Genomic DNA, 15,209 nt, shown 5'->3' with positions numbered 1-15,209 from the left:
TTTTGATAGTATAATTATTATTTATTTTTTATTCCAAAACAGTTCGGAAATTACTTCGTCAATTGGCACTTTGTTCTCGAGTGGAATTTAATTTTTTGAATTTACTCCATCTATGTTCAACATTTTTTGGGTTGCTTTAATGGCAGCTACAGTTTGGTCGGAATCCAATCCTCGGGTCTTGAATTCTTTTATGCCATTGGTCCAAGTGATAATCGTTTCGCAAAGCGCATCCGAACTGCTTCCGGGTGGAATTCGAACGGCATAATCGATTAGTTTAGGCAAAGTCATCTTTTTACTTTTATATATTTTGGTCAAAGCATTCATAAAAGCATCAAATTGTCCGTCCCCTTGGGCATTTTCTTCAATAATTTCGCCGTCAATTTTCAAACATAGTGTGGTTGAAGGTCGCATTCCTTTGGAGTGAACTAACACATAAGACTCAATAACGATTTTATCTTCGTAGGTTTGACTGTCTAAAACATCGGAGATGATGTAAGGCAAATCTTCTTTGGTAACTGTTTCTTTTTTGTCGCCTAATTCAATGATACGTTGGGTAACCAATTTCAAATCTTCTTGATTGAGTTGTAATCCTAATTCCTGAAGATTTTTTTCGATATTGGCTTTGCCTGAAGTTTTTCCCAAAGCATATTTTCTTTTTCTACCAAAACGCTCTGGAAGCAAATCATTGAAATACAGATTGTTTTTATTGTCGCCATCGGCGTGAATACCGGCAGTTTGAGTAAAAACATTGTCGCCTACAATAGGTTTGTTGGCAGGGATTCTGTAACCCGTAAAAGTCTCAACCAATTTACTCACCGAGTACAAAGACGATTCTTTTACCCTGATTTTTACCTCGGGCATAAAATCATTGATCACGGCAACGGTGCTTTCAAGAGGCGCATTTCCAGCTCGTTCTCCCATTCCGTTTACCGTTACGTGCAGTCCGTGAATACCTGCTTTTACGGCTTCAATCGAATTGGCAACACTAACATCGTAGTCGTTATGAGCGTGGAAATCAAAATGAATATTTGGGTATTTCGGGATGATTTTTGAAATAAAAGCAAAAACTTCTGATGGAATAAGTACGCCTAAGGTATCAGGCAACAAGATTCTTTTGACCGGTTGCTGTGTTAAAAAATCCAAATATTGAAAAACATAGTCAGGAGAATCGCGCATTCCGTTACTCCAATCCTCTAAATAAACATTGGTTTCAATGTTGTTTTCTTTGGCTGATGCTATGGTTTGAGCAATTTCGGCAAAATGTTGTTCCGGCGTTTTCTTTAATTGATAAGTCAAATGGTTTAAGGAACCTTTGGTCAATAAGTTTTGAACTTTTGCTCCTGATTTTTTCATCCAATCTATCGAAAGTCCGCCATCGACAAAGGTTAAAACTTCAACGCGATGGGCATATCCTTTAGATTCAGCCCAAGACATAATGCCTTTTACGCCTTGAAATTCGCCTTCGCTTACTCGAGCCGAGGCAATTTCGATTCTGTCCACATTTAATTCTTCCAGCAAAAGTTGCGCTATGGTTAATTTCTCTGCTGCTGAAAACGATACTCCCGAGGTTTGTTCCCCGTCACGAAGCGTCGTGTCCATTATTTCAATTGTTCTTCTTTCCATTGTAATGTGATGCTAAGCAATCGGTAATGAAAACTTATTTGTTATTTTTTATTCTCTAAAATCATTTCAAAATGTTCCACTATCGGAAACGGATCGTAATAATGATGGAGTAATTTTTTCCATTCTAAATAGTGGCCGGATTGTCTAAAACCAATTGTGTGGTCTTCTAGTTTTTCCCAATCAACTAGTAAAATGTATTTGTTTTCTTGTTCGATGCACTTTCGTAAACTATGTCCATAATATCCTTGAATTGAACTTATAAATTGACTGGCAATCTCAAAATCTTTTTCAAATTGTTTTTCCTCTCCTTTTTTTACCAAAAGGGTCGCTACTTCTAGAATCATAATTTAATGTATTCCTTATGTTTTTGTAAACCATTAAGAGATTAAGAAAATTAAGTTTTTGTCTAAATGAACTTTAATCTTTTAATGGTTAAATTTTTACAATTTCAATTAATAAGGCAATTGGTCTGCAAATTCCACAATCTCTTTTTTGATATTTTGCAAATAATCGATATCATCAAAACCGTTGAGCATATTGTTCTTTTTGTAACCGTTGATGTCAAAAGATTCTTTTTCGCCAGTACTTTTAAGAGTAATAGTTTGTTCAGGAAGGTTGATTTCTAATTCTGTTGTTGGATCAGCTTCAATTGCTTTGAAGATTTTGTCTGCAAATTCAACGCTTACCTGAACTGGCAAAACGCCAATATTCAAACAGTTATTTCTGAAAATATCAGCAAAAAAGCTAGAAACTACCGCTCTAAATCCGTAATCGTAAACCGCCCAAGCCGCGTGTTCTCTCGAAGAACCAGAACCAAAGTTCTTTCCGCCAACAAGGATTTTTCCGCTATAAGTTGGGTTATTTAAAACGAAATCAGTTTTTGGAGAACCGTCATTATTGTATCTCCAGTCACGGAAAAGGTTGTCGCCAAAACCAACACGTTCTGTCGCTTTCAAAAAACGAGCAGGAATAATTTGATCCGTATCTACATTTTCTATAGAAAGTGGAACTGCGGTACTTGTAAGTATATTAAATTTATCGTAAGCCATTTGATTTGTGATTTTTGATTAACGATTTTTGATTTTTGATTTTCCTTATTGAAAATAAATCTTTAATCGCTAAAAAATTTGTAAAATGTATTTTGTAAAATTATGTTTATAAATATGTAAATTGGGTGAAATCTGAAATCAAAAATCGTTAATCTACATTCTGAAATCTTTTAAATAAGCTCTCTTGGATCGGTCAAAACGCCTGTAACAGCAGCGGCAGCAGCCATATACGGACTTGCCAATAAAGTTCTTGCACCTGGACCTTGACGACCTTCAAAGTTTCTGTTGGAGGTACTTACCGCATATTTTCCGGCAGGAACTTTATCATCATTCATCGCTAAACAAGCCGAACATCCCGGCTGACGCAATACAAAACCGGCTTGGTTTAAAATATCGAGAATTCCTTCTTCTTTGATTTGTGCTTCGACCACGTGTGAACCTGGAACCAACCAAGCGGTTACGTTTGCCGCTTTTTGTCTTCCTTTTACAATCGAGGCAAAAGCTCTAAAATCTTCAATTCGGCCGTTGGTACAACTTCCCAAGAATACGTAATCAATTGGTTTTCCAATCATCGCTTCACCTTGATTGTAACCCATATAAGCCAAAGATTTTACATAAGTTTCTTCGCCTTCGGCAACATCTTTTGCTCCCGGAATACTTTTAGAAATGCCTAATCCCATACCAGGATTGGTTCCGTAAGTAATCATTGGCTCAATATCTGCAGCGGAGAAAGTAATTTCTTCGTCGAAAGTAGCATCGGCATCGGTTTTCAATGTTTTCCAATAGGCAACTGCTTTGTCCCAAGCTTCTCCTTTTGGCGCATATAAACGACCTTCCAAATAATCGAAAGTGGTTTGGTCAGGGGCGATCATTCCGCCGCGAGCACCCATTTCGATAGTCAAATTACAAACCGTCATACGACCTTCCATTGTCATATTTTCGAAAACACCTCCAGCATACTCTACAAAATATCCTGTAGCACCAGAAGTTGATAATTTCGAAATGATATAAAGCGCCACGTCTTTCGGAGTCACTCCCAATTGAAGTTCACCGTTTACGTTGATGCGCATTTTTTTAGGTTTTGGCTGCATAATACATTGCGTAGAAAGCACCATTTCTACCTCAGAAGTTCCAATTCCGAATGCAATTGCTCCGAAAGCGCCGTGAGTAGAAGTGTGTGAATCGCCACAAACAATGGTGGCACCCGGCAAAGTAATTCCGTTTTCAGGACCTACCACGTGCACAATTCCATTTTTTTGATTTCCTAAACCCCAGTGGCTAATGCCATATTCTGCAGAGTTTTCTTCCAAAGCCTTCAACTGATTGGCAGACAAAGCGTCTTCAACCGGCAAGTGTTGGTTTATAGTTGGTGTGTTGTGATCGGCTGTTGCAAAAGTGCGTTCTGGGTATAAAACCGAAATTCCTCTTTCTTTCAAGCCTAAAAAAGCAACAGGACTCGTAACTTCGTGAATGAAATGACGGTCGATAAAGAACACGTCCGGTCCATCTTCAATTTGACGCACCACGTGCGAATCCCATACTTTGTCGAATAATGTAGTACTCATTTTAACTATTTTTTAAATGTGTTTCTGGTTTTTTAAAACAATGGGAGCAAATTTAATAAAAGAATAGTAGTGGTCAATGTGTATAATTTATTTATATACGATGCCCAAAATGGTTTTACGACAGCATCCAGTGTCTATTTTTTAGATTGGGTTGCACTGGGCTACTTTTATTTCGACTTTAATTTTTAGTCCAGTCTTTACGGTAGGTTCGAATTCTACTGATTTTTAGGTTTGCGATTTTATCAAAATTATATTTAAAATAGCTGTTTTTGTTGAAAAATATTTATTGACAAGTAAAATATGATTCATAATCTACAATCATTAGGCTGTGATTGGTTTTATTCAATTGTTTGATAAAGTTGCTTTTCTAGGTTTTTATTTGAAAAAATGACTCCTAAAATCGCTTTTTTTAGTAGAGAAAGAATCGTTTTTTTTGATAAAATACTACGACATCCAAGTACTAGATTTTAATGAATTATATCATTTTTAGGTTTTGTCTTTTGTTAATAACTTCCAAAAGGTTTTCGTCTAAAAAAATCTAAATTTGAATTTCATTATTTGAATTCACTATTAATTTTAAAACGTTTATAACCAGTTAAAAAAACCAGTCAAAAACTTTTCAAGTTTTGGCTCCCTCTCCTTTGGTGAGGGCTGGGGTGAGGCTTATGTACTTAATATTCGATACCGAAACTACAGGTTTACCTAAAAAATACACCGCACCTATTTCTGATACAGACAACTGGCCAAGATGTATTCAAATTGCTTGGCAGTTACACGATGATATGGGTAGAGTCATCGAACATCAGGACTTTTTGGTCAAGCCTGAGGGATTTAATATTCCTTATGATGCCGAAAGAATTCACGGTATTTCGACTGAATTGGCGCAAGCCGAAGGTGTTCCATTAGCCGAAGTTTTAGAAAAATTCAATATTGCTTTATCGAAAGCCAAATTTATTGTGGGTCAAAATCTAGGTTTTGATGTCAATATTATGGGTTGCGAATTTTATAGATTGGGTGTCGAAAGTCCAATGAGTTCGATGCCAATTCTGGACACTTGTACCGAGGTGACCGCCTCCTTATTGAAATTGCCAGGAGGTCGTGGTGGAAAATTCAAACTACCAACATTAACAGAATTACACCAATATCTTTTCAACAAACCTTTTGCAGAAGCACACAATGCTACTGCCGATGTCGAGGCAACCACGCGTTGCTTTTTCGAATTGATTCGTACCGAAGTTTTTACCAAGCAGGAACTAGAAGTTGAACAGGAATATTTCGAGGATTTTCAATTAAAAAATCCCAGAGAAATTCAACTTATCGGATTGCAGCACATTAATCTAAAGGAAGCATCCGATAAAATTCGTCAGCAATTAGGGGGTAAGCAAACGGCAACCATTTCGAAACAGGAACTTTCGGATAACAGACAAAGTTTAATCGACACTGATTTTGTGCATTTACACAACCATACTCAGTTTTCGGTTTTGCAATCGACCATTAGTGTTGCTGCCTTAGTCAAAGCGGCTTCACAACAGAAAATGCCTGCAGTGGCAATGACCGATCACGCCAATTTGATGGGGGCTTTTCACTTTGTTCGTGATATTTTATATCATAATAAAGCGGCCGAAACTAAAAATAAGGAAGCCGTAGAAAAAGGCGAAGAACCAACCGAAGTTCCAATGAAGCCTATTGTGGGTTGTGAATTTTTTGTTTGCGAAGACCATAAAAATAAGTCCGTCAAAGATAATGGCTATCAAATTGTGCTCTTGGCAAAGAATAAAAAAGGCTATCATAATTTGGCTAAAATGTCCTCCATTGCGCACACCGAAGGTTTTTACTATGTGCCCAGAATAGACCGAAAAGTCATTCAACAATACAAAGAAGACATCATTGTTCTGTCGGGAAATCTCTATGGTGAAATTCCTAGTAAGATTTTGAATTTGGGCGAAAACCAAGCCGAAGAAGCCTTGCTGTGGTGGAAACAAGAATTTGGCGACGATTTTTATATTGAAGTAATGCGTCACAATCAGGAAGACGAAAATCGTGTAAATGAAGCCTTAATTTCATTGGCAAGAAAGCACGGGGTCAAAATTGTGGCAACCAATAATACTTTTTATATAGAGAAAGATAATGCCAATGCGCACGATATTTTATTGTGTGTAAAAGAAGGCGAAAAACAATCTACGCCAATAGGTCGTGGACGAGGCTATCGTTTTGGCTTGCCCAATCAGGAATATTATTTCAAGTCAGGCGAGGAAATGAAGCAACTTTTCAATGATTTGCCGGAAGCGATTTTGAATATTTCCGAAATTGTCGAAAAAATTGAAATTTACAACTTGGCTCGTGAAGTTTTGCTTCCAAAGTTTGAGATTCCAGCAGAATTTAATGTTCCCGAAGATGCCATCGATGGTGGAGTTCGAGGCGAAAATGCCTATTTGAAACACCTTACTTTTGAAGGTGCAAAGCTAAGGTACAAGGAAATTACTCCAGAAATTCAGGAACGATTGGATTTCGAATTGATGACTATTGCCAACTCAGGTTATCCGGGTTATTTCTTGATTGTGCAAGACTTTATCGCCGAGGCTCGAAAAATGGGGGTTTCTGTAGGTCCTGGTCGGGGTTCTGCCGCAGGTTCGGTGGTGGCCTATTGTTTGAAAATCACCAATATCGACCCGTTGATGTACAATCTGCTTTTCGAAAGATTCTTGAATCCGGACAGGGTTTCACTTCCCGATATTGATATCGATTTTGATGACGAAGGACGTAGCAGCGTAATGGATTATGTGATTCGAAAATACGGTCAAAAACAAGTAGCGCAGATTATCACTTACGGTAAAATGGCCACCAAATCGGCAATTCGCGATACGGCTCGTGTGTTGGATTTGCCTTTATTCGAAGCAGATAAAATAGCCAAATTAATTCCGGGGATGATGCCGTCCAAATGGAATTTAGCTCGTTTTTTGAACGAAAAAGAAGAGTTAATCAAGAAGACAGTTCGGCCTGAGGAATTTGAAAAAATAAAGGAATTAATTGGTCTGGCCAATGAAGACGATTTAGGTGGAGAAACCATTCAGCAAGCCAAAGTTTTAGAGGGAAACCTTAGAAATACTGGAATTCACGCTTGTGGGGTGATTATTACGCCTAGTGATATAACCGATTTTGTGCCAGTGGCAACCGCCAAAGATTCGGATTTATTTGTCACACAATTTGATAACTCGGTGGTAGAAAGTGCGGGTTTGTTGAAGATGGACTTCTTGGGTCTGAAAACCCTAACATTGATTAAAGACACTGTAAAACTGGTCAAATACAGAAGCAATATTGATCTGAATCCAGACGAATTTCCGATTGATGATGCCAAAACCTACGAGCTTTTTCAACGGGGTGAAACGGTGGGGATTTTCCAATATGAAAGCCCAGGAATGCAAAAATATATGAAGGAATTGAAGCCTACGGTTTTTCCTGATTTGATTGCGATGAATGCGCTGTATCGCCCGGGACCAATTGCGTATATTCCGAGTTTTATTAAACGGAAAAATGGCGAAGAGCCTATAGAATATGACTTGGACGATTGCGAAGAATTATTAAAAGATACCTATGGAATCACCGTTTACCAAGAACAGGTAATGCTTTTGTCCCAAAAATTGGCAGATTTCTCCAAAGGTGATGCTGACGTTTTGCGTAAAGCAATGGGGAAAAAGATGATTGATGTGTTGGCGAAAATGGAACCCAAATTCATCTCGCAAGCGATGGCAAAAGGACACGCCAAAGACAAATTAGAAAAAATTTGGAACGACTGGAAAGCCTTTGCGGAATATGCGTTCAACAAATCGCATTCTACTTGTTATGCTTGGATTGCCTACCAAACGGCTTATTTGAAAGCGAATTATCCAGCCGAATATATGGCAGCAGTTTTGTCGAATAATATGAGTGATATCAAGCAAGTCTCCTTTTTTATGGAGGAATGTAAGCGAATGGGATTGAAGGTTTTGGGGCCTGATGTAAACGAATCCTATTATAAATTCACAGTAAATGACGATTATGCCGTTCGTTTCGGGATGGGAGCGGTAAAAGGAGTGGGTTCTGGAGCCGTGGCGACCATTGTCGAGAACAGAAAAACCACAAAATACAAATCGATTTTTGATTTGACCAAACGTATCGATTTGCGTGCGGCGAATAAAAAAGCATTAGAAAATCTAGCTTTGGCTGGTGGTTTTGATTCCTTTACCGGGGTGACTCGAGCACAATACTTCCACGATGACGGCGATGGAATTACGTTTTATGAAAAGGCCATTCGCTATGGAGCGAAGTTTCAGGAAAACGAAAATTCATCGCAGGTGAGTTTGTTTGGCGAAAGCAGCGATGTGCAAATTGCCGAACCTGTTGTGCCTCCATGTGAAGATTGGAGTACCATGGAAAAACTCGCCAAAGAAAAAGAAGTGGTCGGGATTTATATTTCAGGACATCCCTTGGATGATTTCAAATATGAGATGAAATATTTTTGCAATTCTAGGCTGGAGTCGCTCAAAGATTTGAACCAATTTGTGAACAAGAATTTAACTTTTGGCGGAATAATTAGTAATGTTCAACACCGAATTGCCAAGAATGGCAAGGGCTGGGCTATTTTTAATCTCGAAGGGTACGACGAAAGTTACGAGTTCAAAATTTTTGGAGAAGAGTATATGAAATACCGTCATTATTTAATTCCCAATAGTTTTACCTATATAAAAGTATTAATTAAAGAAGGTTGGCCAGATAAAGAAACTGGAAAAAAAGGGGAGCCTAAGATTCAGTTTTCTGAATTTAAAATGCTGCAGGATGTGTTCGAAAATTTTGCCAAAAGAGTCAGTGTTTTTTTGGATGTCAAAGACTTGAATCCAGAATTGATAGCTAAAATGAGTGCCGTTTTTCAGGCCAATAAGGGGAATAATGCAGTCACATTTGATGTTATAGAGCTCGAATCCGCAAGGAAACCGGGCGAAATGTTGGTCAATGTTCCAAAATTAGAAGAAAGCACAAACACAGACTTGTTCGAAGATGAAATTCCGGATGAGGCCGTAATTTTTGCAGACGATTTTTCTGAAGAAGAGGAAATGGATATGGGCGAGCCTACTGCTTCGGTTGAATCGGCAGCAGAGGAAACCAAAGTGATTACTCGGATTTCGATGCCCAGCCGCAAATTGAAAGTAAAGATTTCGAATGAACTTTTATTCGAATTAGAGAAGTTGCAACTTAATTTTAAGTTGAATTAAAATACTTACTTTTGAATTATTAAAAGAAATACTCTCTTAGCAAAAGTTCAAATTAGTTTGAAGACTTACAAATCTTATTTGATGGTTATTTGATAAAGAAGCAATATATTTACACGAACCCCTTATAAATAAAGGAAAGTTTATTTGACGGTTATTTGATTATGGAGGAAGAAAAGTTAATAAATATAGTAAATGATTTGGTAAAACAACCTAGAGAGAGTGAATGGGTTGAATTTAAATATAACTATCATTCAGCAGAAGAAATAGGAGAACGAATAGCTGCATTAGCTAACGGAGCTTGTTTGCATAATCAACCATTTGGTTATCTTGTGTATGGAATAGAAGATAAAACACATAAAATAATAGGAACAACTTTTAATATTAAAACAGCTAAAAAAGGCAAAGAAGATATTGAAAGTTGGTTAATAAATAGGCTAGAACCTAAAATTGATTTTAGAACCCACTATTTTGAATACACAAAGGATATAAATATCTCATTACTAATTATTCCAAGTTCGGTAAATAGACCTATAAGTTTTCTTCATAAGTCCTATATAAGGATATCAAGTTATACAAGAAACCTAAATGAGTTTCCAGAAAAAGAAGCTAAAATATGGAGAAAAGAGCCTGTTAAACCTTTAGAAGAAATACTAATAAAGCAAAAGCTAACTTCCAGCGAAGTTATTAATTTGCTTAACACACCAACTTATTTTGATTTATTAAAACTGCCTTATCCTAACAATCAAGAAGCAGTTATTGAAAAATTTGTTTCTGAGAAATTTATAAAAAGGAACAAAGAGCTGTATGACATAACAAAATTAGGAGCAATTTTATTAGCTAAAAATCTAGACGAATTTGAAGAAGTAGGCAGAAAAGCCGTTCGCGTTATTGTTTACAAAGGAAGCAACAAGATTGATACGGTTAGAGAACAAATAGGAAAACGAGGGTATGCAGTAGGTTTTGAAGGGTTAATCGATTGGATTAACGGTCAACTTCCAGCAAATGAGGAAATAGGTAGAGCTTTACGAAGTGAATCTAGAATGTATCCTGAAATCGCAATAAGGGAACTTGTGGCAAATGCTATTATTCATCAAGACTTTAGTGAAAAAGGGTTTCCAATGATAGAGATATTTTCCGATAGAATTGAAATTTCAAATCCAGGACTTCCATTAATAACACCACAACGATTTATTGATGAATATATATCAAGAAATGAAAGATTAGCTGATGTATTGCGAAGATTTGGTATGTGTGAAGAAAAAGGAAGTGGGATTGATAAAGTGATTTTTTATAATGAAATGTACCAATTGCCAGCTGTTGATTTTATTATTTCTGAAAAGCGGACAAGAGTTACGATGTTTAGCTATAAAGACCTTAATAATTTAGACAAGAAAGATAAAGTAAGAGCTTGTTACCAACATGCTTGTTTGCGATATGTTTCGAATGACATAATGACAAACCAAAGCTTAAGAGAGCGTTTTCAAATAGAAGAACAGAATTCAGCTATTGCCTCACGAATAATTAAAGAGACTTTAAATGAAGGATTGATTAAAGATGATGATCCGTCAAGCAATTCAAGAAAGTATAAAAGATACATTCCTTTTTGGGCTTAAGAATTATTCGACAAAAAATGAAACTATTATTCCAAAAAAAGTTTGAGTTAAAAATCAATAAATTCAGAATAGATGGATTTATAAACAAAAAAAGCAATCTTTAACGCCCCGTGCCACTACTGGCAACCTCTGCAAGTGCAGATTGTACAACGTTAAAATTGCTGCTGCAAATTATAGAAAAAATGCTATAATATAGGAATAAAAGGCAATAAAAAATTAACAAAAGTTGTATTATTTTAATTATTTCTGCACCAATAAGACCAGCCACGCTTCACATTTGAACAGCGCGCGCGGGCTGGTTTTCGATTTTTTAGACAACTAAATGGATAAATTAAACCAATTTATAAATAGGCAAATGCAATGCAAGTTTGGGTAGCCAACTCAAATGTTTCCGTATCTTTGCAGTACAGAAAATCAAATTTTAAAAAATAAAAATATGGCATTAGCAATTACAGATGCTACTTTTGAAGAAGTAGTGTTGAAATCAGACAAACCAGTTATGGTAGATTTTTGGGCAGCTTGGTGTGGACCTTGTAGAATGGTTGGCCCAATCATTGATCAACTTGGCGAAGAATATGAAGGTAAAGTAGTCGTAGGTAAAGTAGATGTTGATGCAAATCAAGAATTCGCTGCCAAATATGGCGTGAGAAACATTCCAACTGTGTTGGTTTTTCATAATGGAGAAGTAGTAGGAAAACAAGTTGGAGTTGCTCCTAAACAAACATATGCAGACAGTTTAGACGCTTTGTTGTAAACTAAAGATCATTATTCTTAAAGATAGGTTTGACGAAAGTCAAGCCTTTTTTTATAGTCTTAAATTTTTTAATCATTCAATCTTTTAATACATTTGGTATATGAAGATCGAATCCCAAATAGAAAAAATTTCCAGTTTCCAGCATCTTGAAATGTTGGCGAATCAAATTGTGGAAGGCTTTATTTCGGGGATGCACAAAAGTCCTTTTCATGGTTTTTCGGCTGAATTTGCAGAGCATAAAGTGTATAATGTGGGCGAAAGTACCAAACATATCGACTGGAAATTGTTTGCTAAAACCGATAGACTCTACACCAAAAAATTTGAGGAAGATACTAATTTGCGGTGTCATATTATTATCGATAATTCCTCGTCGATGCATTATCCAAAATTGGACAACAAAGAACTATTTTACCAAAATAAGATAGGTTTTTCGGTTTTGGCTTCGGCAGTTTTGATGAATATTCTAAAGAAACAGCGCGATGCTATTGGTTTAAGTGTGTTTTCAGATTCCTATGAATATTATTCGCCAGAAAAGGGTAGCGATCGCCATCATCGAATGATATTGAATGCGCTTGAAAATTTACTAGAGCGACCCAAAGTTCAAAAAAGAACAGATACCATTACCTTTTTGCATCAAATAGCCGAAAAAATTCATCGGCGCTCGATGATTATTCTTTTTACCGATATGTTTCATCCCGAAGCTTCAGGAGGCAATGAAGAAGCCTTATTTACTGCCTTGCAACATTTGAAACACAACAAACACAAAGTAGTTTTATTTCACGTCATCGACAATAAAACCGAGTTGAATTTCGATTTTGATAACGCGCCAAGAAAGTTTATTGACCTTGAAACAGGAGATGAGGTAAACATTTTTGCCGATAATGTGAAGGAAGAATATGAAAAAGGAGTCCATAATTACTTCAAAAAATTGGCTTTGACCTGTTCCCAGAACAAAATTAAGTACGTTCCGGTAGGTGTTGCCGATAGTTTTGATAAAATATTGACCACATATTTGGTTGAAAAACAAAACTTTGGATAAAACGGCAAAAAAATATCAAATGTTTTTTGAATAAACACTTGTAGAAACAAAAATCTATAGTATATTTGCAACCGCAATAAAGCAGAGGTTTGGTAGTTCAGTTGGTTAGAATACATGCCTGTCACGCATGGGGTCGCGGGTTCGAGTCCCGTCCAGACCGCTAAATTGGGGAGAAGCGATTCAGAGATGAATCGCTTTTTTGCCCCATAAAAGCATCTAAAATAGTTGTGTTGTTTTCGCTACGACTTTGTAACTCGTAGCACGGTTTAGTAGTTAGACCAATGAAAAGCTGTCCACTTTGTGGGGAGCTTTTTTGATTTATGGAGTTTTCTTGTCATTTCAATTTACGGTGGTTAACTTTTTCAAGTCAATAGGCTCTCCATTCACATTGTAAAATTCATATTTAAATTTCAACTTGCCATCTATTTCTTCAATTTCAACTTGCATCTGATATGAACCATCGGCCCATTCCACAATGACATCATAACAATAATTGCCAAATCCAAAACTACTTGGAAGGTTGCTTGAGTAAATCAGTTTTTTCGATTTAAGATTCAAAGTATGAATCTCAATGTTGTCATAAGAGCCAATATCTTCGTTGTCAATTGGGCGGTTCATGAAATCAAGCTCTCCCTTGGTTTTCTTCGTTTTTCCTTTTTCTTTTGGTTCGTTATAAACATCTTTGATAGAAAAAATTACATCCTTCAGTGCGTTTTTGCCAATATTCATAATTATAAACCTAATTTGATGGCTGTACATTAATCGATGAACCTTTTTTTTGTTTCCTTCTACTGTCACGCCTTCGCCAAGATCAACACTCGTAATTTCTAAAACAGGGATATTATGTGCTTTGGGATGCCCAAAGGGTTCTGAAGTAAAATTTTTGATATTTTTTTCAGATTCAAAAATCTTCCTAGTTTTCTCACTTAATTCTTGATTTAAACGTTCAATTTTTTTATTTGCCTTTTCAAGTTCCTTTTCGGCAAGATCTACTTTTTCATTGGCATCAAAACTTCCATTGAAGAAAAAATAGATGGAAAGTCCCATCAAAACAAAGCCTAGGAATGCCAGTATTAATGTTAACATAAGTGATTTTTTTTTCATTACAAAAATTGGTATGAGAATTATTAAATTCTAAATTATTTTCGATATAAAAATATGTTAAAATACTTTATTCAATACACTATATATCAATATAATGTAAATTTTTTATTAACTAAAAAAACTTTAACAAAACTGAAAGACTATACGCAGCAAATTCTTAGGAAGATTAGAGACTATTTTAGGTATTAATTCTATATTTTGTAGAAACTTCAAACACAAAGTGGTTTAATCATTTTCTATGAATATAATTGAGTAATACTAGTAATACTCAAAAAAAGTAAAAATGAATTTAGGTTTAATGGTTATTTTATTGTGTTTATTTTGAAATACCCATTTCATTAATATAGTATGGACTATTGACAAATTTCTCATTATTTTCCATTTGAATATAGAATGGGTATTCCGCAAAGGCTAATAAATATTGGTCATATAATACACTTATTGCATACAAGCTTGTACTAACTTCTATTTTTTGGCCTTGGTTATTTGAGCAAAAATAATTATTATATCCATCGCCATTAAATTCGGCTCTATCGATATGATACTTTTTCACTACATCAAAAGTAGTAATTTCGATAGTTGAAGTTTTGGAATTAATTTCAACACAAATACAATTATTATTGGATATTTCCTCACCCGTTAGGATATTTGCAATTGTTCCATTATTGATATTTTCACCAATAATGAGGTCTTGAGCATTGCTATTTAAACTAAATAGTGCTATTGCAAAAAAAAGTACTTTTTTCATTTTTGATTTTTTTTCATTTTTTTGACTGTAGCATAATTTTTAGTTTTAGTGGGTTTTATTTTATAAACATAATAAGCAAATTCTTGTTCGGGCATTTCGGTATATCCAATAATTCCTTGGTCATTAACATCATCAGAATAGCAAATTTTTATTTTTTGAAGTTCGTTAGAACACATTACTATTTTATCATTGATTAATTTTCCATTAACATCATACCATTTATAATCATATTTTTCAGTAATATTATACATTACTTGACCATTTTCGATGGTAAGGGTGACAACACCTAGTTTAAAATCAATTATAAATTTTGAAGTTAATTCCGAGTTTATGACTTCGCCTGTTTTTAAATTTGTACAAACACCATTTTCATTTGCTTCGGCATAAATTGTTTCTTGAGCATTTACACTTAATCCTATTGCTAATAAAGCAATCATTACTAATTTTTTCATTTTTCATTTTTTAATT

11 protein-coding genes and 1 tRNA gene are annotated in these 15,209 nt (G+C 35.5%); 5 read left to right on the top strand and 7 right to left on the bottom strand.

Features of this window, described 5'->3' with window-relative positions:
• Positions 1-87: 87 nt before the first annotated feature.
• The 4 genes from E1750_RS09420 to leuC all read right to left on the bottom strand — a co-directional run bounded on the left by E1750_RS09420 (position 88) and on the right by leuC (position 4,237).
• A complete protein-coding gene (locus E1750_RS09420) occupies positions 88-1,623 on the bottom strand; it encodes an alpha-isopropylmalate synthase regulatory domain-containing protein (protein WP_133276532.1) in 1,536 nt (511 codons plus the stop codon).
• A 41-nt stretch (positions 1,624-1,664) separates the two neighbouring features.
• Positions 1,665-1,967 (bottom strand): antibiotic biosynthesis monooxygenase family protein, encoded by a 303-nt coding sequence (locus E1750_RS09415; protein WP_133276531.1) that lies wholly within the window; start codon positions 1,965-1,967, stop codon positions 1,665-1,667.
• 108 nt (positions 1,968-2,075) lie between these two features.
• Positions 2,076-2,672 carry a 3-isopropylmalate dehydratase small subunit gene (gene leuD / locus E1750_RS09410; protein ID WP_133276530.1) on the bottom strand — a complete coding sequence of 199 codons (597 nt, stop codon included), beginning with the start codon at positions 2,670-2,672 and terminating at the stop codon, positions 2,076-2,078.
• Positions 2,673-2,842: 170 nt separating this feature from the next.
• On the bottom strand, positions 2,843-4,237 hold the full coding sequence (gene leuC, locus E1750_RS09405; protein ID WP_133276529.1) for a 3-isopropylmalate dehydratase large subunit: 1,395 nt from the start codon (positions 4,235-4,237) through the stop codon (positions 2,843-2,845).
• Positions 4,238-4,902: 665 nt separating this feature from the next.
• Between leuC and dnaE the strand changes: the two genes are divergently transcribed.
• The 5 genes from dnaE to E1750_RS09380 all read left to right on the top strand — a co-directional run bounded on the left by dnaE (position 4,903) and on the right by E1750_RS09380 (position 13,049).
• Positions 4,903-9,483 (top strand): DNA polymerase III subunit alpha, encoded by a 4,581-nt coding sequence (gene dnaE, locus E1750_RS09400; RefSeq protein WP_133278115.1) that lies wholly within the window; start codon positions 4,903-4,905, stop codon positions 9,481-9,483.
• A gap of 161 nt (positions 9,484-9,644) precedes the next feature.
• Positions 9,645-11,096 carry an ATP-binding protein gene (locus tag E1750_RS09395; RefSeq protein WP_133276528.1) on the top strand — a complete coding sequence of 484 codons (1,452 nt, stop codon included), beginning with the start codon at positions 9,645-9,647 and terminating at the stop codon, positions 11,094-11,096.
• Positions 11,097-11,532: 436 nt separating this feature from the next.
• Positions 11,533-11,850, top strand: coding sequence for a thioredoxin (gene trxA / locus E1750_RS09390; protein WP_133276527.1), 318 nt, complete (start codon positions 11,533-11,535; stop codon positions 11,848-11,850).
• 100 nt (positions 11,851-11,950) lie between these two features.
• Positions 11,951-12,889, top strand: a complete 939-nt coding sequence (locus tag E1750_RS09385; RefSeq protein WP_133276526.1) for a DUF58 domain-containing protein — start codon at positions 11,951-11,953, stop codon at positions 12,887-12,889.
• Between the two features lie 86 nt (positions 12,890-12,975).
• A tRNA-Asp gene (locus E1750_RS09380) sits at positions 12,976-13,049 on the top strand.
• A gap of 179 nt (positions 13,050-13,228) precedes the next feature.
• Here E1750_RS09380 and E1750_RS09375 read toward each other — a convergent pair.
• The 3 genes from E1750_RS09375 to E1750_RS09365 form a co-directional block, all read right to left on the bottom strand.
• Positions 13,229-13,975: a coiled-coil domain-containing protein gene (locus tag E1750_RS09375; protein ID WP_133276525.1), complete on the bottom strand. Its 747-nt coding sequence runs from the start codon at positions 13,973-13,975 to the stop codon at positions 13,229-13,231.
• A 334-nt stretch (positions 13,976-14,309) separates the two neighbouring features.
• Positions 14,310-14,741: a hypothetical protein gene (locus tag E1750_RS09370; RefSeq protein ID WP_133276524.1), complete on the bottom strand. Its 432-nt coding sequence runs from the start codon at positions 14,739-14,741 to the stop codon at positions 14,310-14,312.
• Complete coding sequence (locus E1750_RS09365) at positions 14,738-15,193, bottom strand: putative periplasmic lipoprotein (RefSeq protein WP_133276523.1); 456 nt, start codon at positions 15,191-15,193, stop codon at positions 14,738-14,740. The genes E1750_RS09370 and E1750_RS09365 overlap by 4 nt, the downstream gene beginning before the upstream one ends.
• Positions 15,194-15,209 lie beyond the last annotated feature (16 nt).

This window comes from Flavobacterium nackdongense (genome assembly GCF_004355225.1).
Taxonomy (GTDB): Bacteria; Bacteroidota; Bacteroidia; order Flavobacteriales; family Flavobacteriaceae; genus Flavobacterium; species Flavobacterium nackdongense.
The sequence above is the reverse complement of the archived record's forward strand: the minus strand, read 5'-3'. Positions and strand labels throughout refer to the sequence as shown.

Excerpts from the sequence above, each read along its gene's own strand:
- trxA (WP_133276527.1), top strand. The coding sequence starts at position 11,533 with ATGGCATTAGCAATTACAGATGCTACTTTTGAAGAAGTAGTGTTGAAA.
- E1750_RS09375 (WP_133276525.1), bottom strand. The coding sequence starts at position 13,975 with ATGTTAACATTAATACTGGCATTCCTAGGCTTTGTTTTGATGGGACTT.
- E1750_RS09420 (WP_133276532.1), bottom strand. The coding sequence starts at position 1,623 with ATGGAAAGAAGAACAATTGAAATAATGGACACGACGCTTCGTGACGGG.
- E1750_RS09370 (WP_133276524.1), bottom strand. The coding sequence starts at position 14,741 with ATGAAAAAAGTACTTTTTTTTGCAATAGCACTATTTAGTTTAAATAGC.
- leuD (WP_133276530.1), bottom strand. The coding sequence starts at position 2,672 with ATGGCTTACGATAAATTTAATATACTTACAAGTACCGCAGTTCCACTT.
- E1750_RS09415 (WP_133276531.1), bottom strand. The coding sequence starts at position 1,967 with ATGATTCTAGAAGTAGCGACCCTTTTGGTAAAAAAAGGAGAGGAAAAA.
- E1750_RS09365 (WP_133276523.1), bottom strand. The coding sequence starts at position 15,193 with ATGAAAAAATTAGTAATGATTGCTTTATTAGCAATAGGATTAAGTGTA.
- leuC (WP_133276529.1), bottom strand. The coding sequence starts at position 4,237 with ATGAGTACTACATTATTCGACAAAGTATGGGATTCGCACGTGGTGCGT.
- E1750_RS09385 (WP_133276526.1), top strand. The coding sequence starts at position 11,951 with ATGAAGATCGAATCCCAAATAGAAAAAATTTCCAGTTTCCAGCATCTT.
- dnaE (WP_133278115.1), top strand. The coding sequence starts at position 4,903 with ATGTACTTAATATTCGATACCGAAACTACAGGTTTACCTAAAAAATAC.
- E1750_RS09395 (WP_133276528.1), top strand. The coding sequence starts at position 9,645 with ATGGAGGAAGAAAAGTTAATAAATATAGTAAATGATTTGGTAAAACAA.